Origin of the sequence: Thiohalobacter sp. COW1, assembly GCF_016629505.1 — a bacterium.
Classification (GTDB): domain Bacteria; phylum Pseudomonadota; class Gammaproteobacteria; order Thiohalobacterales; family Thiohalobacteraceae; genus Thiohalobacter; species Thiohalobacter thiocyanaticus_A.
Genome location: NZ_AP024239.1, coordinates 1,611,564 through 1,631,595, shown reverse-complemented (window position 1 = coordinate 1,631,595; position 20,032 = coordinate 1,611,564). Strand labels below are relative to the sequence as shown.

General features: G+C 64.9%; 18 protein-coding genes. 12 read left to right on the top strand and 6 right to left on the bottom strand.

Going from position 1 to position 20,032, the window contains the following annotated elements; genetic code table 11:
• Positions 1–2: 2 nt before the first annotated feature.
• Positions 3–1,079, top strand: a complete 1,077-nt coding sequence (locus tag COW1_RS07570; protein WP_096365612.1) for an AI-2E family transporter — start codon at positions 3–5, stop codon at positions 1,077–1,079.
• A 178-nt stretch (positions 1,080–1,257) separates the two neighbouring features.
• Here COW1_RS07570 and COW1_RS07565 read toward each other — a convergent pair whose 3' ends face one another.
• The 4 genes from COW1_RS07565 to COW1_RS07550 all read right to left on the bottom strand — a co-directional run bounded on the left by COW1_RS07565 (position 1,258) and on the right by COW1_RS07550 (position 4,922).
• On the bottom strand, positions 1,258–2,661 hold the full coding sequence (locus COW1_RS07565; protein ID WP_096365614.1) for a PhoH family protein: 1,404 nt from the start codon (positions 2,659–2,661) through the stop codon (positions 1,258–1,260).
• Positions 2,662–2,834: 173 nt separating this feature from the next.
• Positions 2,835–3,299, bottom strand: a complete 465-nt coding sequence (locus COW1_RS07560) for a peroxiredoxin (RefSeq protein ID WP_201345917.1) — start codon at positions 3,297–3,299, stop codon at positions 2,835–2,837.
• Between the two features lie 10 nt (positions 3,300–3,309).
• Positions 3,310–3,840 carry a glycine cleavage system protein R gene (locus tag COW1_RS07555; protein ID WP_096365618.1) on the bottom strand — a complete coding sequence of 177 codons (531 nt, stop codon included), beginning with the start codon at positions 3,838–3,840 and terminating at the stop codon, positions 3,310–3,312.
• Positions 3,837–4,922, bottom strand: a complete 1,086-nt coding sequence (locus tag COW1_RS07550; RefSeq protein WP_096365620.1) for a DUF4931 domain-containing protein — start codon at positions 4,920–4,922, stop codon at positions 3,837–3,839. Before COW1_RS07550 ends, COW1_RS07555 begins: the two co-directional genes overlap by 4 nt.
• Positions 4,923–5,077: 155 nt before the next feature.
• Here COW1_RS07550 and dapA point away from each other — a divergent pair, with 155 nt between their 5' ends.
• The 8 genes from dapA to COW1_RS07515 all read left to right on the top strand — a co-directional run bounded on the left by dapA (position 5,078) and on the right by COW1_RS07515 (position 14,289).
• On the top strand, positions 5,078–5,956 hold the full coding sequence (gene dapA, locus COW1_RS07545; protein WP_096365622.1) for a 4-hydroxy-tetrahydrodipicolinate synthase: 879 nt from the start codon (positions 5,078–5,080) through the stop codon (positions 5,954–5,956).
• Positions 5,957–5,989: 33 nt separating this feature from the next.
• Positions 5,990–7,117, top strand: a complete 1,128-nt coding sequence (gene bamC, locus COW1_RS07540; RefSeq protein WP_197703009.1) for an outer membrane protein assembly factor BamC — start codon at positions 5,990–5,992, stop codon at positions 7,115–7,117.
• Positions 7,118–7,139: 22 nt separating this feature from the next.
• Positions 7,140–7,895 (top strand): MBL fold metallo-hydrolase, encoded by a 756-nt coding sequence (locus COW1_RS07535; RefSeq protein WP_096365624.1) that lies wholly within the window; start codon positions 7,140–7,142, stop codon positions 7,893–7,895.
• 190 nt (positions 7,896–8,085) lie between these two features.
• Positions 8,086–11,982: a phosphoribosylformylglycinamidine synthase gene (gene purL / locus COW1_RS07530; RefSeq protein WP_201345916.1), complete on the top strand. Its 3,897-nt coding sequence runs from the start codon at positions 8,086–8,088 to the stop codon at positions 11,980–11,982.
• Positions 11,983–12,262: 280 nt separating this feature from the next.
• Entirely contained in the window at positions 12,263–13,195 is a 933-nt protein-coding gene (msrP, locus tag COW1_RS07525) for a protein-methionine-sulfoxide reductase catalytic subunit MsrP (protein ID WP_201345915.1), read from the top strand.
• Positions 13,195–13,419: a GDCCVxC domain-containing (seleno)protein gene (locus tag COW1_RS17005; RefSeq protein WP_242466517.1), complete on the top strand. Its 225-nt coding sequence runs from the start codon at positions 13,195–13,197 to the stop codon at positions 13,417–13,419. Before msrP ends, COW1_RS17005 begins: the two co-directional genes overlap by 1 nt.
• Positions 13,397–14,038, top strand: a complete 642-nt coding sequence (locus COW1_RS07520) for a protein-methionine-sulfoxide reductase heme-binding subunit MsrQ (RefSeq protein ID WP_096365630.1) — start codon at positions 13,397–13,399, stop codon at positions 14,036–14,038. Before COW1_RS17005 ends, COW1_RS07520 begins: the two co-directional genes overlap by 23 nt.
• A 74-nt stretch (positions 14,039–14,112) precedes the next feature.
• A complete protein-coding gene (locus COW1_RS07515) occupies positions 14,113–14,289 on the top strand; it encodes a PA3496 family putative envelope integrity protein (protein ID WP_157745404.1) in 177 nt (58 codons plus the stop codon).
• A gap of 11 nt (positions 14,290–14,300) precedes the next feature.
• Here the strand turns inward: COW1_RS07515 and COW1_RS07510 are convergent, their stop codons facing one another.
• Complete coding sequence (locus tag COW1_RS07510; protein WP_096365634.1) at positions 14,301–15,149, bottom strand: LysR family transcriptional regulator; 849 nt, start codon at positions 15,147–15,149, stop codon at positions 14,301–14,303.
• 404 nt (positions 15,150–15,553) lie between these two features.
• Positions 15,554–17,218, bottom strand: coding sequence for an energy-dependent translational throttle protein EttA (gene ettA, locus COW1_RS07505; protein WP_096365636.1), 1,665 nt, complete (start codon positions 17,216–17,218; stop codon positions 15,554–15,556).
• 76 nt (positions 17,219–17,294) lie between these two features.
• Between ettA and COW1_RS07500 the strand changes: the two genes are divergently transcribed.
• The 3 genes from COW1_RS07500 (at position 17,295) to nrdR (ending at position 19,989) form a co-directional block, all read left to right on the top strand.
• Positions 17,295–17,756 carry a DUF5615 family PIN-like protein gene (locus COW1_RS07500; RefSeq protein WP_201345914.1) on the top strand — a complete coding sequence of 154 codons (462 nt, stop codon included), beginning with the start codon at positions 17,295–17,297 and terminating at the stop codon, positions 17,754–17,756.
• Between the two features lie 394 nt (positions 17,757–18,150).
• On the top strand, positions 18,151–19,407 hold the full coding sequence (gene glyA, locus COW1_RS07495; RefSeq protein ID WP_096365640.1) for a serine hydroxymethyltransferase: 1,257 nt from the start codon (positions 18,151–18,153) through the stop codon (positions 19,405–19,407).
• Between the two features lie 78 nt (positions 19,408–19,485).
• Positions 19,486–19,989 (top strand): transcriptional regulator NrdR, encoded by a 504-nt coding sequence (gene nrdR / locus COW1_RS07490; RefSeq protein ID WP_096365642.1) that lies wholly within the window; start codon positions 19,486–19,488, stop codon positions 19,987–19,989.
• The last annotated feature ends 43 nt before the right edge of the window (positions 19,990–20,032 follow it).

Below are 20,032 nucleotides of genomic sequence, written 5' to 3'. Positions count from 1 at the left end.
CCATGGACATCATCCGCAACTGGTTCCGGCGCTATTTCTCCGACCCGCAGGTCGTCATCCTCGCGCTGTTTCTGATTGTCGGCTTCGCCGTGGTGCTGACCATGGGGCGGATGCTGGCTCCAGTACTGGCCGGCGTGGTGATCGCTTATCTGCTGGACGGCCTGGTCATGCCGCTGGAACGGCATATCGGTCGAACCTGGGCCGTGCTGGCGGTGTTCATCGCCTTCATGCTGTTCCTGCTGTTCGCCTTTTTCGGCATCATCCCACGACTCTCCTTCCAGCTCACCCAGCTGGTGCAACAGCTGCCAGACATGGTCAGTCGCGGCCAGGCGATGCTGCTCAAGCTTCCCGAGCGTTATCCCAACTTCGTCACCGACGAGCAGATCCGCGAATTCATGGCGGCGATCCGAACCGAACTGGGCAGCATGGGTCAGCAGGTGCTGTCGCTGTCGGTGGCCTCGCTGGTCAGCCTGATCTATCTGCTGGTGTATCTGATCCTGGTGCCGGTGCTGGTGTTCTTCTTTCTCAAGGACAAGGCCCGCATCATCGGCTGGCTGGCCTCCTACCTGCCGCGCGAGCGGCATCTGTCCACCGCCGTCTGGCACGATGTCAATGCCCAGATCGGCAACTACATTCGCGGCAAGATCTGGGAGATCTTCATCGTCGGCGGCGTCACCTATGCCACCTTCACCCTGATGGGTCTGCAGTATGCCGTGCTGCTCAGTACCCTGGTCGGTCTGTCGGTGATCATCCCCTACATCGGCGCGGCCGTGGTGACGGTGCCGATTGCGCTGATCGCCTACTTCCAGTGGGGGTGGGGGAGTGAGTTCTTCTACGTGCTGGCGGCCTATGCCGTGATCCAGGCCCTGGACGGCAATGTGCTGGTGCCGCTGCTGTTTTCCGAGGTGGTGGACCTGCATCCGGTGGCGATCATCGTCGCGGTGCTGGTATTCGGCGGCATCTGGGGCTTCTGGGGCATATTCTTCGCCATTCCGCTGGCCACCCTGGTGCAGGCCGTGCTTAAGGCCTGGCCGCGCAGGGAATCCGAGCCCGAGGCGGTTGGCAGTGGCGGTGAGTAACGCAGAGGAAACGAAAAAATCATCAGGTAGGTTGGGTTAGTCGCAATCGCGACGTAACCCAACACAGGCCGCGCATTGTTGGGTTACGCCCTAACGGGCTAACCCAACCTACAATCTACGTTATTTATATCTCTGCGCCTCCGTGTCTCTGTGCCCTCTGCGTTCATGCCGCAGAAGATCAGAGATTCTCCGAGGCGTAATCCGCCAGCCGTGAACGCTCGCCCTGGCGCAGGGTGACGTGCCCGCCGTAACCCCAGCCCTTGAACCGGTCGACCACGTAGGTCAGGCCGGAGGTGGTCTCGGTCAGGTAGGGGGTATCGATCTGGGCCACGTTGCCCAGGCACACCACCTTGGTGCCGGGGCCGGCGCGGGTGATCAGTGTCTTCATCTGCTTGGAGGTCAGGTTCTGAGCCTCGTCGATGATGAGGAACTTGTTCAGAAAGGTGCGTCCGCGCATGAAGTTCAGGGAATGGATCCTGATGCGCCGGTGCAGCAGATCGTTGGTCGCGGCCCGCCCCCATTCGCCGGCGGCATCCGACTGAGTCAGCACTTCCAGGTTGTCCATCAGCGCGCCCATCCAGGGCGTCATCTTCTCCTCCTCGGTGCCGGGCAGAAAGCCGATGTCCTCGCCCACCGGGACCGTCACCCGGGTCATGATGATCTCGCTGAAATGCTTTTCGTCCAGCGTCAGGGTGAGCGCAGCGGCCAGGGTCAGCAGGGTCTTGCCGCTGCCGGCCTGTCCCACCAGGGTGACGAAATCGATATCCGGGTCCATCAGCAGGTTGAGCGCGAAGTTCTGTTCCCGGTTGCGGGCGGTGATGCCCCAGACCGAGTGATTGGGTTTGCGGTAGTCGCGCAGTACCTCGACGACGGCGCTGTCCGTGTCGCGTTCGCGCACCATGGCCTCGAACTCGTTATCGCCCGGCAGGTAGACGCCCTGGTTCAGGTGCCAGTCCTGTGTCATTGCGTCATTGATGCGATACAGACTGCGGCCGTTGTCCTGCCAGGAATCCATCCGATCGCCGATTCTGTCCCAGAAATCGCCCGGCAGCTCGGCCATCCCCTTGTAGAGCAGATTGACGTCATCCAGCACCTGGTCGTTGTAGTAGTCCTCGGCATGAATGCCGAGGATGGCCGCCTTGATGCGCAGGTTGATGTCCTTGGATACCAACGTAACCCGTGCATCGGACTGCTCCTGCTGCAGGGCCAGGGCGGTGCCGAGAATGTTGTTGTCCGGGACATTGCCGGGCAGAGCGGCAGGCAGTTCGAAGGGAAGGCTGCGGGTCTGCAGGTACAGAACGCCGGAGGCGTCCAGGCCGTGGCCATTGGTGTCGAACGGGCGCTGTGACAGTTGCAGTCCGCGCTCGATGTCTTCATGTGCCGCATCGCAGGTCAGTTCATCGAGGAAGCGGTTGACCTGGCGCACGTTGCGGGCCACTTCGGTGACCCCTTTCTTGCCGGCATCGAGCTCTTCCAGTACCACCATGGGCAGGAAGATGTCGTGTTCCTGAAACCGGAACAGTGCGGTCGGGTCGTGCATGAGGACGTTGGTGTCGAGCACGAACAGGCGTTTATCTGGCATAGGAAAGAGGCTTCGGTTTTATCAGTGGTGACAGGTGTGATTGTCCGTCATCCCGGCGCAGGCCGGGATCCAGCAACCGCACACGCGGATCATCCTTCTGGATTCCGGCCTGCGCCGGAATGACGTATTCAGGCCTGAGCGTTGTGGTGTTCAATGTGGACAATCAACTCCTGTCAAAGGTCTTTCACCGCTTCCAGGACTTCATCGACATGGCCCTTGACCCTGACCTTGCGCCACTCCTGCCGGAGTACCCCCTGCTCGTCGATGAGAAAGGTGCTGCGTTCGATGCCCATCACCTTTTTGCCGTACATGTTCTTTTCCCTGGTCACGTCGAACTGGTTGCAGGCCTTTTCCTCGGTGTCGGACAGCAGTTCGAAGGGGAACTCGTGCTTGTCCTTGAAGTTATCGTGGCTTTTCAGGCTGTCGCGCGAGATGCCGAAGATCAGGGTTTTCTGGCGTTTGAATTTGCTGTAACTGTCGCGAAAGTCCTGACCCTCGGTGGTGCAGCCCGGTGTGCTGTCCTTGGGGTAGAAATACAACACCACGTTCTTTCCCCTGCAATCGGAGAGTTTGAAGGTCTGGTCGCCCGTCATGGGCAGGGTGAAGTCACGGACCTTCTTGCCGACGGTGACGCTCATGCTGCCTCCTTCAGCCCTTGGCCGGTTCGATGATGGCGTCCAGGTTCAGCTGGTCGCAGAAATCCATGAATTCCTCCCGCAGGCTGGAGATGTGCTGCTTGGCCGGGATCTGCACCGTCATATGCACGGCAAACATGGGCGTGCCGGTGTGGGGAGCGGCATAGCTACTGGTGTTCAGGTCCTGGATATTGATGTTGCGGGCAGAGAAGAAGTGGGCCAGGTTGTGCACGATGCCGGGATTGTCCATGGCGACCACCTCGACCACATAGGGCAGGGTGTCGCGACTGTACTGGCGCTCCTCCGTGCGGCGCAGGCTCACGGTCAGGCCGAGCTTCTCGCCCAGCTGCGGCAGCTGGTCCTCGAGCTTGGCAATGGAATTCCAGTTTCCGGTCACCAGCAGCATCACGGCAAAATCCCCGCCCAGCACGGTCATGCGGCTGTCGGCGACACTGCCGCCGTAATCGTAGATGCAACGGGTCAGTTCGTCGACGATGCCGGGCTGGTCGGCGCCCAGGGCGGAGATGACGAGATGGGTGCTCATGATTCCAGGGTGACCTCACGTAGCTGTTGGGCGGCGTCTTCCGGGCTGATGGTATTGACGAACAGCCCCGAGCCGAGTTCGAAGCCGGTCGGGATGCTGGTCCGCGGGCAGATCTCCAGGTGCCAGTGGAAACCGGACTGGCAGTCGGCATAGGCCTCGCTGCGCGGCAGCGAGTGCAGGAAGTAATTGTACTGCACGCCGCCGACCACCGCATCGAGCCGCGCCATGGTGCGGCGCATCACCCGTGCCAGATCGGCCCGTTGAGCGTCCGTGATATTGAGGAAGTCGCTGTCGTGCTGCAGCGGCAGGATATGCACCTCCCATTCGTAGCGGCTGGCGAAGGGCTTGATGGCGATGAAATGCTCGCCGCGTTCGACCACGTACTGGCCGACGTTGATCTTGCGCCGGATCTCGCCCGAGACGCGGTCGTAGATGGTGGCCTCGAAGGTCAGCGCCTCATCGATCAGCGAACAGAAGATGCACTGGTGGTATTTCCGGTGATGCGCGCGGCTGTTGAGCAGCTCGTTGTGCAGGTTCTCGGGCACAACCGGCATGGCGATGATCTGGCTGTGGGTGTGGGCGATGCTCGCGCCGGCCGCCGGGCCGAAGTTCTTGAAGGCGAGCACGTAGCGGATGCGCGCATCGGAGGCGTAGAGCTGGGCCATGCGGTCGCGGTAGACACCGAACAGCAGGGCCAGGTGTTCTTCGGTCATTTCGTGGATGGCGATGCCGTGGACGGCGTTGTCGATGATCACCTCGTGGCGGCCATAGCCGTCGATGGCCTGCTGCAGGCCGAAGGTGAGTCCGCCGCCGGCGGTCTCGCCCAGCACCGGGTACAGGTTTTCCACCATGCGGATCTGCCAGTTCTCCTCGCTGGGCACCGCCATGATGGTCGGCGGGGTCATGGCCTCGTTGCCCTGACAGAAGGGACAGCGCTCGACGTGACGGCGGGTGTCGCGCGGGGCCGGTTCCTCGTCCTTGCGCGGGCGCATGGCGCGGGCGGTGGCCACCAGAACGGACTCACTCGGAACGATGGGGTTGATGCGGATTTCGCGCAGGGGGGCTTGCTCTTCTTCGCTCATCTTCTCTCACCTTTTCGGCCAAGAATACTTTAGAGCCGGCGTGCATTGCCACTACGGCGTCGTCGCCTTGTCAGCACCGGGGCGGACCAGTAGTATGTGGCGGTTTCAGGGGTATCCCGACCCGGGTCCCGACACAGGCTTGCGGAGTGAGTTGCATGTTCCATGGCAGCATGGTCGCGCTGGTGACCCCGATGCACGAGGACGGGGCGGTCGACTACACCAGCCTGGCGAAACTGGTTGAATTTCATATCGAACATGGCACCGACGGCATCGTGGCCGTGGGTACGACCGGGGAGTCCGCCACCCTCGACGAGGACGAGCACTGCGAGGTGATCCGCCGCACCGTGGAACTGGCGGCCGGGCGCATCCCGATCATTGCCGGTACCGGCGCCAACTCCACCACCGAGGCCATCAGCCTGACCCGATGCGCCCTGCAGGCCGGGGCCGATGCCTGCCTCCTGGTCACCCCCTATTACAACAAGCCCACCCAGGAGGGGCTGTACCTGCACCACAAGGCCATCGCCGAGGCCGTGCCGATCCCGCAGATCCTTTATAATGTCCCCGGACGTACCGCCTGCGACATGCTGCCCGACACGGTCGAGCGGCTGTCGCACATCTCCAACATCGTCGGTCTGAAGGATGCCACCGGCGATCTGGACCGGCTGCGGGACCTGCGTGAACGCTGCGGTGACCGCATCGACCTGTATAGCGGCGACGACCCCACCGGCATGGAATTCATGCTGCAGGGCGGGCAGGGCGTGATCTCGGTCACCGCCAATGTGGCGCCGGCGGACATGCATGCCATGTGCGTGGCCGCCCGTGGCGGTGACCGGGACGCGGCCACGCGCATCAACGACCGGCTGGACGGGCTGCATCATGCCCTGTTCCTGGAGGCCAATCCCATCCCGGTCAAATGGGCACTGTACAGGATGGGCCTGATCCCGGCCGGCATCCGGCTGCCGCTCACGCCGCTGTCCGAACCCTACCGCGAGCAGGTGACCGAAGCCCTGCGCCGGGCCGGCGTTGTGGACTGAAGCATGACTTATCATTCAACTCGGGTTGCTTACATGAAACTGTCTCTTGCCTCGCGTAGCCTGGCCGCTGTAACGGCCGCCCTGATGCTGACCGCCTGCAGCACGGTCCGGGAATACATGCCGGGGGAAAAAGCCGATTACAAACAGAGCCGCCAGGAGCCCACCCTGGAACTGCCCCCGGACCTGCGCTCCAGCGAGATCGAGGACAGCCTGGTGATCCCCTCGGCGACCCTGTCCGAGTACGAGACCGAGGCCCGCACCACCCGGCCGTCCGAGGCCGGGGTGCTGCCCCGGTCGGAGAATATCGAGGTGCGCCAGGATGGCGAGCAGCGCTGGCTGGTGGTGCAGGCCCCGGCCGAACAGGTCTGGCCGCGGGTACGCGATTTCTGGGTTCAGAATGGTTTCCTGCTGACGGTGGAGGATCCGCGTGTGGGCATCCTGGAGACCGAATGGGCCGAGAATCGCGCCGACATTCCGCAGGGACCGATTCGCCGTACCCTGGGCAAGGTCATGGATTTCGCCTATTCGGCGTCGACCCGCGACAAGTTCCGGGTGCGTCTCGAGCGCGGCAGCGAACCCGGCGTCACCGAGGTCTATCTGACCCACCAAGGGGTGGAAGAGGTGATCGAGGGCACACCGGACCAGGACGGCAACACTGTCTGGAAGCCGCGTCCGAGCGATCCGGCGCTGGAGGCCGAAATGCTGCAGCGGCTGATGGTCTACATGGGCGTGGAAGAAGAACGCGCCAGGACCCGCATGGCGCAGCAGTCGCAGGAAACCCCGGCGGTGCGCGCCCAGTTGATCCGTACCAACACCGGTGAGGTCGAACTGCGGCTGGCCGACGACTTCTCCCGCGCCTGGCGCCGTACCGGCCTGGCGCTGGACCGGGTCGGGTTCACTGTCGAGGACCGCAACCGTTCCGAGGGCATCTATTACGTGCGCTACAATGATCCGCTCAAGCAGCAGGAGGGCGAGGGTCTGCTCTCGCGGCTGGCCTTCTGGAGCGATGACGAGCCGATCGACCGCGAGGCCCAGTACCAGATCCAGCTGCTCGCAAGCGGGGCGCAGACCAACGTGATCGTGCGCGACCTGGAAGGCAGGCGCGACAATTCGCAGACCGCGGCCCGCATCCTGACGCTGCTGGAAGAACAGCTCAAGTAGGGGAGGGGAGCCGGTTCCGGTCATGCGTTTCGCGTCCCTGGGCAGCGGCAGCCGCGGCAACGCCATGCTGGTCGAGGCCGGCTCGACCTGCCTCATGGTCGACTGCGGGTTCTCCATCACCGAGACAGAGAAGCGTCTGACGCGGCTGGGTCGCAGCCCGGAAGAACTCTCGGCCATCCTGGTCACGCATGAACACAGTGACCACATCCGCGGCGTGCTGCCCTTCGCCCGCCGCCACGCCATCCCGGTCTGGATGACGCACGGCACCGCCGCCGCCCTGCCTGAGGGTGATCTGCCGCCGCTGCATGCGATCGCCGGTTACACCGATTTTCATGTGGGCGATATCCAGGTCCAGCCCTATCCGGTCCCGCATGATGCCCGCGAACCCTGCCAGTTCCTGTTCCACAGCGGCCGTCACCGACTCGGTCTGCTCACCGACTGCGGCAGCCTGACGCCGCACATCGTTTCCACCCTCCAGGGCTGTGACGCCCTGGTGCTCGAGTTCAACCACGATCCGGAGATGCTCGCCCGGGGCAGCTACCCGCCCGCCCTCAAGCGCCGGGTCGGTGGCGACTATGGCCACCTCAACAATCACCAGGCCCGGCGACTGCTGGAACAGATCGAACTGGGCCCGCTGCAACACCTGGTGGCCGCGCACCTGAGCGAGAAGAACAACGCCCCCGAGCGGGTGCGCGAACAGCTGGACGCCTTCGACGGCAGGCTCGACTACAGCCTGGCCTGCCAGGACGGCGGGTTCGACTGGCGCACGCTGGAGTGATCCCCCACCGGGCGGCGTAGGATGGGTGGAGGCGCCTCGTGGCGCCGTAACCCATCACGGACCACCTACCAATGATGGGTTGCGCTTTGCTCCACCCATCCTACCCTTCTCCGCACCAGCCTCACTGGCCCCGGAGCAGCTGTTTCAGTATCATTTGCCGCTTCCCGAACCCGCAGATCCAGAGGCCTCCATGCTGCACCTGCCCGGCGCCCCGGCACTTTCCGCCTTCCGTACCGACAAGCTGCTGGAGCGCGCCCGGGAGGCGGGCATCGCACTGGAGGCCCTGCACACCCGCTACCAGCATTTCGTCGATCTGGAACAGCACCTGGACGCGTCCGAGCAGCGTCGGCTGGAACGGCTGCTGGAGTACGGCCCGCGCGCGCCGGCCGTGCCCGCCGGCGCCCAGTTGTTTCTGGTGGTCCCGCGTCTGGGCACCATCTCGCCCTGGGCCTCCAAGGCCACCGACATCGCCCACAACTGCGGCCTGGACCGGGTTCACCGCATCGAGCGCGGCATCTCTTACCAGGTGCTCACCCCCGGTGACCGGCCGCTGGAGGGTGAGCCGCGCCGGCGCTTCCTGGAACTGATTCACGACCGCATGACCGAGTCGGTGCTGGAGAGCTTCGAAGAGGCCGAGGGCCTGTTCCGCAGCGCCGACCCGCGTTCCTTCGAGCGTGTCGACATCCTCGGCGGCGGCCGGCCCGCGCTGGAGACCGCCAATCGTGAACTCGGCCTGGCCCTGTCGGAAGACGAGATCGACTACCTGGTCGAGAGCTTCAATGCGCTCAACCGCAATCCCAGCGACGTCGAGCTGATGATGTTCGCCCAGGCCAATTCCGAGCATTGCCGGCACAAGATCTTCAACGCCAACTGGGTGATCGACGGCAAGGCGCGCGAGGAATCCCTGTTCGACATGATCCGCGAGACCCACCGGGCCAGCCCCGACGGGGTGCTGTCGGCCTATCACGACAACTCGGCCGTGATCGAGGGCTGGGAAGGGCGGCGGCTGTATCCGGATGCCGACGGCCGCTACAGCGAGCACACCGGGCCGGCGCACATCCTGATGAAGGTCGAGACCCACAATCATCCCACCGCCATCTCGCCCTTTCCGGGGGCGGCGACCGGCGCCGGGGGCGAGATCCGCGACGAGGGCGCGACCGGCCGCGGCGGCAAGCCCAAGGCCGGGCTGTGCGGTTTCTCCGTGTCCAACCTGCGCATTCCCGGCTTCGAACAGCCCTGGGAGACCGATCACGGCCGTCCCGGGCGCATCGTCTCGGCGCTGGACATCATGATCGAGGGGCCGCTGGGCGCGGCGGCCTTCAACAACGAGTTCGGCCGGCCCAACCTGTGCGGCTACTTCCGCAGCTTCGAGGAGAAGGTGCCGGGTCCGGACGGCGAGGAAATCCGCGGTTACCACAAGCCCATCATGCTGGCCGGCGGCTACGGCAACATCCGCCCCGAGCATATCGACAAGCAGGATATCCCGCCCGGCGCCCAGATCATTGTGCTGGGCGGACCGGCCATGCTCATCGGCCTGGGCGGCGGCGCGGCCTCCAGCATGGACAGTGGTGTGAGCGCCGAGGATCTGGACTTCGCCTCGGTGCAGCGCGGCAACCCCGAGATGCAGCGTCGGGCCCAGGAGGTGATCGACCGCTGCTGGGCCATGGGCGCGGACAATCCCATCCTGTCCATCCACGACGTCGGCGCCGGCGGCGTGTCCAATGCCCTGCCGGAACTGGTCAACGACAGCGGCCGCGGCGGGCGATTCGAGCTGCGCAACTTCCCGGTCGACGAACCCGGCATGACGCCCATGCAGATCTGGTGCAACGAGTCGCAGGAGCGTTATGTACTGGCCGTCGCGCCGGAGCACCTGGAGGCCTTCCAGGCCCTGTGCGAGCGCGAACGCTGCCCCTATGCCGTGGTGGGCGAGGCCACCGAGGACCAGGACCTGATCGTCGGCGACGGCGAGTTCGACAATGCTCCCGTGGAGGTGCCGCTGGGGCTGATCCTGGGCAAGCCGCCGCGGATGCTGCGGGACGTGCATCATCGCACCTTCCGCAAGCCCGACTTCGACCCCGTCGGGATCGATCCGCTGGAAGCCGCCCTGCGGGTGCTGCGCCTGCCCACCGTGGCGAGCAAGGCCTTTCTCATCACCATCGGCGATCGCACCGTCACCGGCCTGGTCGCGCGCGACCAGATGGTCGGGCCCTGGCAGGTGCCGGTGGCCGACGCCGCTGTCACCACCACCGATCACTACGCCTTCACCGGCGAGGCCGTGGCCATGGGCGAGCGTACCCCGGTGGCCCTGGTCGATGGCCCGGCCTCCGGGCGCATGGCGGTGGGCGAGGCCATCACCAACCTCGCCGGCGCGGCCATCGGCGAACTGTCGCAGCTGCGCCTGTCGGCCAACTGGATGGCCCCGGCCGGGCACCCGGGTGAGGATGCCAATCTGTTCAACACCGTCGAGGCGGTGGGCCGGGAACTGTGCCCGCGGCTGGGCATCGCCATTCCGGTGGGCAAGGATTCGCTGTCCATGAAGACGGTCTGGGAGCAGGACGGGCAACCACACAGCGTGACCGCGCCGCTGTCACTGATCGTCTCCGCCTTCGCGCCGGTCGAGGATGCGCGCCGCACCCTGACCCCGCAGCTGCGCACCGATCAGGGCGCGACCGAACTCATCCTCATCGACCTGGGCAAGGGCCGCAATCGCCTGGCCGGTTCGGCGCTGGCCCAGGTCTACAAACAGGTCGGCCACCATGCCCCGGACCTGGACGATCCGGACGCGCTCAAGGCCTTCTTCGGCGCGATCCAGACACTGAACCGGGAGGGCCGGCTGCTGGCCTACCACGATCGTTCCGACGGCGGCCTGCTGACCACCCTGTGCGAGATGGCCTTCGCCGGCCGCACCGGTCTGGCCATCGAGTTGGATGCCGTGGGCACCGAGCCGCTGGCAGCATTGTTCAATGAGGAACTGGGCGCCGTGATCCAGGTGCGGCAGGCGGATGCAGCCGCGGTGCGTGAACTGCTGCATCAGCAGGGCTTGGGGCGCTACAGCCATCGCATCGGTACCCTGGAGGCGAATGATCGCCTGGTGGTGCATCACGGCGGCCGTGAACTGCTGAACGCCTCCCGGGTGGAACTGCAGCGGGCCTGGGCCGAGACCAGCTACCGGATGCAGGCGCTGCGCGACAATCCGGAAACGGCCCGGCAGGAATTCGATGCCCTGCTGGATCTCGGCAACCCGGGCCTGCACGCCGAGCTCAGCTTCGATCCGGCCGAGGATGTGGCCGCGCCCTGGATCAACCGGGGCGTGCGTCCGGCCATGGCCATCCTGCGCGAGCAGGGCGTGAACGGCCAGATCGAAATGGCGGCGGCCTTCCATCGCGCCGGCTTCGACTGCGTCGATGTACATATGAGCGATGTCATCGCCGGGCGGGTGTCGCTGGCCGGCTTCCGCGGGCTGGTGGCCTGCGGCGGCTTCTCCTACGGCGACGTGCTCGGCGCCGGCCTGGGCTGGGCCAAGTCGATCCTGTTCAATCCGCGTGCGCGCGACGCGTTCAGCGCCTTCTTCGCGCGCAGCGACAGCTTCGCCCTGGGGGTATGCAACGGCTGCCAGATGCTGGCCGGGCTGAAGGAACTCATCCCCGGCAGCGAGCACTGGCCGCGCTTCGTGCGCAACACCAGTGAGCAGTTCGAGGCCCGGCTGTCGCTGGTCGAGGTGAGCGACTCGCCCTCCATCCTGCTGCGCGGCATGGCCGGTTCGCGCATGCCGGTGGCCGTGGCCCACGGCGAGGGCCGGGCCGAGTTCGATCGTGCCGGCGACCGTGAGCGGCTGCTGGAGCAGGGTGGCATGGCGCTGCGCTATGTGGATCATTACGGCCGCGCCACCGAGACCTATCCCTTCAATCCCAACGGTTCGCCCCATGGCATCACCGGCGTGACCAGCCGCGACGGCCGCGTGACCCTCATGATGCCGCACCCCGAGCGGGTGTTCCGCACCGTGCAGCATTCCTGGCACCCCGATGACTGGGGCGAGGACGCGCCCTGGATGCGTCTGTTCCGCAACGCCCGGGTGTGGGTGGACTGAAAACACTGTCCTCGTATGTTATTGACTGCCGTAGGATGGGTGAAGGCGCTGTAGCGCCGTAACCCATCAGGTTCCGGTCAATGATGGGTTCCGCTTCGCTTCACCCATCCTGCGTAAGTGAACTTTATCCGCGGTTCGGTGACAAATAACAAAGCAGGCTGTCCGCTATGCCATGGCATCTGCGGACAATGGTCTGAAATATCAATTCTCTGCGTCTCCGCGCCCTCTGCGTTGACCATCACCAGGGCCTGGCGCCTGCGACACCCGAGGGAATACCGCCATGCCCAACCGGATCCTGCCCAGCGACATCACCCCCGAATCTGTCTACCGTGAACGCCGCCGCCTGATGCAGGCCGGGCTGGCCGTGTTCGGCACCGGCCTGACCGGCACCTGGGCGCGGCTGAGCGAGGCGAAGGTGAGCCTCCCCGACGCGATCACCGGGAGCCGGTTCAGCACCGACGAGGCACTCACGCCCTTCGAGGACGTGACCACCTACAACAATTTCTACGAATTCGGTACCGGCAAGGGCGACCCGGCCGAGAATGCCCACCGGCTGCAGATCGATCCCTGGTCGGTGACGGTGGAGGGCGAGTGCGCCCGACCCGGCACCTACGCCCTGGAGGACATCCTCAAGCCCCATGACCTGCAGGAGCGCATTTACCGGCTGCGCTGCGTGGAGGGCTGGTCCATGGTCATCCCCTGGGTGGGTTTCCCGCTGCGCGATCTGATCAAGCGCCTCGAGCCGGTCAGTAATGCGAAATACATCGAGTTCCAGACCCTGTACGACCCCGAACAGATGCCGGGCCAGCGCCGGCGCATCCTCGACTGGCCCTACGTGGAAGGGCTGCGCATGGACGAAGCCATGCATCCGCTGACGATCCTGGCCGTGGGGCTGTATGGCAAGGTGATGCCGAATCAGAACGGTGCGCCCATCCGTCTGGTGGTGCCCTGGAAATACGGCTTCAAGAGCATCAAGTCCATTGTGAAGATTCGCTTCGTCGAGCAGCAGCCGGTGAGCAGCTGGATGCGGGCCGCGCCGGATGAGTACGGCTTCTATTCCAACGTCAATCCGAACGTGGACCATCCACGCTGGAGTCAGGCCCGGGAGCGACGCATCGGCGAGTTCCTCAAGCGGCCCACGCTGATGTTCAACGGCTACGAGGAGGAGGTCGCGGACCTCTACCGCGGCATGGATCTGAGGAAGCATTTCTGATGCGGCAGGCAGGCATTGAATACCGTTCCACCCTGACCTGTCCCGAATGCGGGCATCGGGAAACGCTCACCATGCCCGACAATTACTGCCTGTGGTATCACGAGTGTTCCGGCTGCGCCGCGCTGCTGCGGCCGCGCCCGGGCGACTGCTGCCTGTTCTGCTCCTATGGCACGGTCCCCTGTCCGCCCATCCAGGCCGGCAATGGTTGCTGTAGCGGGGGCTAGTCCCCGGGGCGGTATTCCCGTGTTCTGGCAGCGCGTCATCACGTTTCTGCTCTGCCTGCTGCCGCTGGCCTGGCTGATCCTGCAGGCCGTCACCGACCGTCTCAGCGCCAACCCCATCGAGGACATCACCGCTGCCACCGGCAGCTGGACCCTGCGCCTGCTGCTCATCACCCTCGCCATGACCCCGCTGCGGCGGCTCACCGGCTGGAAGTGGCCGCTGCGGCTGCGGCGCATGCTGGGGCTGTTCGCCTTCTTCTACGCCAGCCTGCATCTCATGACCTATCTCTGGTTCGACCAGTTCTTTCTCTGGTCCGAGATCCTGGCCGACATCCTGGAGCGGCCTTTCATCACGCTTGGCATGACGGCATACGCCCTGCTGCTGCCGCTGGCCCTGACCTCCAATCAGGTCAGCCAGCGTCTGCTGCGCCGCAACTGGAAGCGGCTGCACCGGCTGGTCTATCCCATCGCGCTGCTCGGCGTGGTGCATTACTACTGGCTGGTCAAGGCCGATGTGCGCGAGCCGCTGCTCTACGGCGCCGTCTGGTTGGGACTGATGATGCTGCGGCTGCCCGCATCGACAAACAGAATGAATCGTCAGGGCGAAAATAAATCGCTTTAATTTTCTTCCGTCCGGCCTTAGATAGCATCGCAAATTCCCCGCCGTTGCGGGGCGCCGAAACCGAGGGCAATGCGATGCAGAATCTGGATCTCGAGGACATCTTCAATCAGCTCGACAGCGAGGAAGGCGGGCTGGACAGCCAGGCCGGGGCCGGCGGCGGCCGCGGCGTGGACCTGAAGCGGCGCCGCCGCATCGAGGACATGCAGGAGGAGCGCCGCCTGCGGCAGATGCTGGAAGATCCCTGGGGCTGAGGCTGTCCTCCTCAGCCCGGTGTCGGGAAATTTTCGATGGCCGTGTCCAGCAGGGGCTGACGTGCGGTGCCCTCGCGCCAGAGGGCGTACCAGGACCGTTCCAGTACCGGGGCGTCGGCGACCACATGCAGCCGCCCGGCGCAACGCGGATCCGTCTCCAGCCACTGGCGCGGCAGGTAGGCCGCGCCGGGCCGGCGCAGCAGCAGGTCGCGCGCCAGCAGCCCCTGGCCCAGGTGTACCGCCGGCGCCGGCAGATCGGGGAAGTGGTGGGCATGGCTCAGCGCAAAGGCCGTGCCCCAGTCAACCAGGATGTAGTTCTCTGCCATCGCTTCGGCAGCGCTCAAGTCGGTTCCGGTCGCGACCAGTACCAGTTCCATCACGCCCAACGACCGTACCGTGAACTCCGATACCTGCGGCGGATCATAGACGCAGGCGATATCCAGTGCGCCGTTCAGCAGCCGGTGGACGAGTTCATCCCCGGCGCCGGCCTCGCCCCGCAGGGCGATGTCGGGCAGCGCCTGCTGCAGACGCACCAGCCAGTTCTCCAGCGCCGTCGGCCACAGGTCGGCCAGCCCGCCGATGGCCAGTGCGTCACGGAAGGCTTCACCCAGCCCGGTTTCCTGCCGGGCACGCTCCCACTGGTTGATGATGGCGGCGGCGTGCTGCTTCAGCCGGCGTCCCGCCGGGGTGAGCTGAATGTCATTGCGCTTGCGGGTGAACAGCTCCACGCCCAGTAGTTCCTCCAGCTGGCGGATGCGGGCGCTGACCGCCGACTGGGTGATGTACAGCCGCTCCGATGCGCGGCCGAAGTGGCGCACCCGTTCGACTTCCAGAAAGGTCTTGAGCAGGTCGATGTCCATCGACAGGGATCATCACAGATCGGTGGAGGGGCGGCAAGGTTCGGCGATACAAACGCCCTCTGCATTAACAGCGCAAAGGCATCGAACATCACGCCAGCAAGGTAGGATGGGTGGAGCGAAGCGTAACCCATCATTGTACGAGACGCCCCTGATGGGTTACGGCGCCGCAGCGCCTTCACCCATCCTACGGCAGCCGCGAAACGATGGTTCTGGCTTGTTCGCGCCTGTGCGTTACCAGCGCAACAGCAAGGTAGGATGGGTGAAGCGAAGCGTAACCCATCATTGGCCGATACCCGATGGGTTACGGCGCTGTGGCGCCTCCACCCATCCTACGGCAGCCACTATTTGATCCGTGTTTATCCGCGTTCATCCGTGGCTCAAAGGCCACCCGGGCATGAAGCCCCTCACGCCAGCCGCTTGTACTTGATGCGGTGCGGCTGATCGGCCTCGTCGCCGAGGCGGCGCTTGCGGTCCTCTTCGTAGTCGGCGTAGTTGCCCTCGAACCATTCCACGTGGCTGTCGCCCTCGAATGCGAGGATGTGGGTGGCGATGCGGTCGAGGAACCAGCGATCGTGCGAGGTGACCAGTACGCAGCCGGGGAAGGCCAGCAGCGCCTCTTCCAGCGCGCGCAGGGTCTCCACGTCCAGGTCGTTGGTGGGCTCGTCGAGCATCAGCACGTTGCCGCCGCTCTTGAGCAGCTTGGCCAGGTGCACGCGGTTGCGTTCGCCGCCGGACAGATCGCCGACGCGTTTCTGCTGTTCGGAGCCGGCGAAGTTGAAGCGGCCGACATAGGCGCGCGAAGGGGTCTCGTACCGGCCGACCTTGATGATGTCCTGACCGTCCGAGATTTCCTCCCACACCGATTTGTTGCCGTCCAGCGCGTCGCGTGACTGGTCAACATAGGCCAGGTGCACGGTGTCGCCGACGCGGATCTCGCCGCCGTCGGGCTGTTCGGCGCCGGTGAGCATGCGGAACAGGGTGGTCTTGCCGGCGCCGTTGGGGCCGATGATGCCGACGATCGCCCCCGGCGGGACCTTGAAGTTCAGGTCATCGATCAGCAGCCGGTCGCCGAAGGACTTCTTCACCCCGTTGGCCTCGATGACCAGGTCGCCCAGACGCTCGCCCGGCGGGATGTAGATCTCCTGGGTCTCGTTGCGGCTCTGGAATTCCTGCGACTGCAGTTCGTCGAAGCGCTGCAGGCGGGCCTTGCTCTTGGCGTGCCGGCCCTTGGGGTTGGAACGCACCCACTCCAGCTCGGATTTGATGGCGCGCTGGCGCGAGGCCTGTTCCTTCTTCTCCTGCTCCAGGCGCTTTTCCTTGTTCTCCAGCCAGGCCGAGTAGTTGCCCTCGAAGGGAATGCCGTGGCCTCGGTCCAGTTCCAGGATCCAGCCGGCGACGTTGTCGAGGAAGTAGCGGTCGTGGGTCACGGCCACCACGGTGCCGGAAAACTCGGCCAGGAAACGCTCCAGCCAGGCCACCGACTCGGCGTCCAGGTGGTTGGTGGGCTCGTCCAGCAGCAGCATGTCCGGGTTGGACAGCAGCAGCTTGCACAGGGCCACCCGGCGGCGCTCGCCGCCGGAGAGTCTGGTGACATCGGCCTCCCAGGGCGGCAGGCGCAGGGCCTCGGCGGCGACCTCCAGCTTGTGCTCCAGGTTGTGACCGCCGGCAGCCTGCAGGATGTTCTCCAGCCGCGCCTGTTCGGCGGCCAGGGCATCGAAGTCGGCGTCCGGCTCGGCATAGGCGGCATACACCGCTTCCAGCTTGGTCTGGGCCTCGGCGACCTCGCCCAGGCCGTCCTCGACATTGCCGCGCACGTCCTTGGCCGGGTCCAGTTGGGGTTCCTGCGGCAGGTAGCCGATGTTGATCCCGGGCTGGGCGCGGGCCTCGCCCTCGATCTCGGTGTCCACGCCGGCCATGATGCGCAGCAGGGTGGATTTGCCGGAGCCGTTCAGGCCCAGCACGCCGATCTTGGCGCCGGGGAAGAAGGACAGGCTGATATCCTTGAGGATCCAGCGCTTGGGCGGGACGACCTTGCCCACGCGGTTCATGGTGTAGACGTATTGGGCCATGATGAGTGCTTCGATCTGGTGGCTGGAAAGCCGCTTATTATAGGGGCTTGGTGTGGGGCTCTGAAAGAGGGTGGAAATGAAGCTGCTGTGCGATGCAATGCTCAAGGGTCTGGCGCGCTGGCTGCGTGCGGCCGGCTACGACACCGAACTGCCGCGCCCGGACGAAAGCGACCGCGACATCATCGAGCGAGCCCGGCATGAGGGCCGTTGGCTGGTTACGCGGGATCGCAAACTGCTCGAATTCCGTCATGCCGACGAGACAGTGATCCATCTGCAGGCCAATTCCCTTGATGACTGTGTGGTAGAATTGTCAGCCCGGCTGTCTATCGATTGGCAGTACCGCCCCTTCAGCCGCTGTCTGCTCTGCAACCGGCCGCTGGAGCCGGTCCCGGAGGCCCGGCGCGAGGCGGTGCCGGTCGATGTTCGCGACCAGGCCCTGTGGCAGTGCCCGGCCTGCGGCCGGCTCTACTGGGAAGGCAGCCATGTCCGCAGGATGCGTCACCGGCTGGAGGATTTTACCCGCAAAATCAGGGGGTGAGACGGTCGCCCGGAGCGGAAACCGACGCCGAATCCTGTTATCATGGGCGGCAGTCCCTAATCCCCGGCAAAGCCACATTCAGCGTGGCTGTGTATCTGTCCAGCAAGGCGCCGGACTGCCGCTGTAGCATTTCTACAGCAAGGGACGGCAACGCAGCCTGGACAGATACACAGCCGCGCCCGTCGGGAGCCTCGCATGGCCTGCCCTGCAGCGTTGCATCCGCTTGGCATAGATGGCTATGCCGGCGCGAATACGCCTTGCATCCCAGGCCATGCGAGGCTCTGAAAGCGGCTTTGCCGGGGATTAGGGACTGAGTACCCGCCCGCCCGGCATCTCGACCGGGCCGAACAACCGCACGCGCGGGCCCCGATTTTCAGCAACTCAGAGGTAAGCGATGTTTGACAAAGACATGAAGATAGCCGGTTACGACGACGAGCTCTGGAATGCCATCCAGGCCGAGGAGACGCGCCAGGAAGAGCACATCGAACTGATCGCTTCGGAGAACTACACCAGCCCCCGCGTGATGCAGGCCCAGGGCTCGGTACTGACCAACAAGTACGCCGAAGGCTATCCCGGCAAGCGCTACTACGGCGGTTGCGAACATGTTGACATCGCCGAGCAGCTGGCCATCGATCGCGCCAAGGCGCTGTTCGGTGCCGATTACGCCAACGTGCAGCCGCACTCCGGCTCCCAGGCCAATGCCGCAGTGTATCTGGCCCTGCTGCAGCCGGGCGATACCATCCTCGGTATGAGCCTGGCCGACGGCGGCCACCTGACCCACGGTGCCAAGGTCAACTTCTCGGGCAAGATCTTCAACGCTGTCCAGTACGGCCTGAACCCCGAGACCGGCGAGATCGACTATGACGAGATCCGCCGGCTGGCCCAGGAGCACAAGCCGAAGATGATCGTCGGCGGCTTTTCCGCCTATTCACGGGTCATGGACTGGAACATCTTCCGCGAGATCGCCGATTCCGTGGGCGCTTATCTGTTTGTGGACATGGCGCACGTGGCCGGTCTGGTCGCCGCGGGCATCTATCCCAACCCGGTGCCGGTGGCCGATGTCGTCACCACCACCACCCACAAGACCCTGCGCGGCCCGCGCGGCGGCCTGATTCTGGCGAAATCCAATCCGGACCTGGAGAAGAAGTTCAACTCCATGGTCTTTCCCGGCACCCAGGGCGGTCCACTGATGCACGTCATCGCCGGCAAGGCAGTGGCCTTCAAGGAGGCCCTGGAGCCGGCCTTCAAGGACTACCAGCAGCAGGTGGTGAACAATGCCCGCGCCATGGCCGAGACCCTGATCGAGCGCGGTTACAAAATCGTCTCCGGCGGCACCGATGACCACCTGTTCCTGGTCGACCTGATCGACAAAGGCATCACCGGCAAGGCCGCCGACGCCGCCTTGGGCAATGCCAACATCACGGTCAACAAGAACGCCGTGCCTAACGACCCGCAGTCGCCGTTCGTCACCAGCGGCATCCGCATCGGCACCCCGGCCATGACCACCCGCGGCTTCAAGGAAAAGGAAGCCAAGGAACTGGCCGGCTGGATCTGCGACATCCTCGATGATGTCGAGAACGAGGCGGCGCAGTCTGAGGTGCGCGCCAAGGTGCTGGAACTGTGCAAGCGGTTTCCGGTGTATAAACAATAGATTCAAGATGCAGGATGCAAGAGGCAAGTCGCTTGCTCATGCTTGCATCCTGCATCTTGCGACTTGTGCCTGACGAACATGCACTGCCCTTTCTGCGGAGCCATTGAAACCAAGGTCATCGACTCGCGCCTGGCCAACGAGGGCGCGCAGGTGCGGCGTCGGCGCGAGTGCCTGAGCTGCGGCGAACGCTTCACCACCTTCGAGCAGGCGGTGCTGGTGATGCCGCGCATCGTCAAGCGCGATGGCACCCGTGAGCCGTTCAATGAGGACAAGCTGCGCGCCGGCATCCTGCGGGCACTGGAAAAACGGCCGGTGGCCACCGAGCAGGTGGAGGCGGCCATCGAGCGCATCCAGAAGCACATCAGTGCCTCCGGTGAGCGTGAGCTGGACGCGCGCCAGGTCGGCGAGTGGATCATGCTGGAGCTGCGCGCCCTGGACCAGGTCGCCTATGTGCGCTTTGCCTCGGTGTATCGCAGCTTCCAGGACGTCAAGGCCTTCCGCGAGGAGATCGACCGACTGGAGAACGAACCCTCGCCGGAGGAGAAGCGCGACCAGATCCCCTTGCTGCCGGATGAGAAGTAGGGTTGTGACGTACTCAGCGCAGGTGGCGGACGCCGACGACATC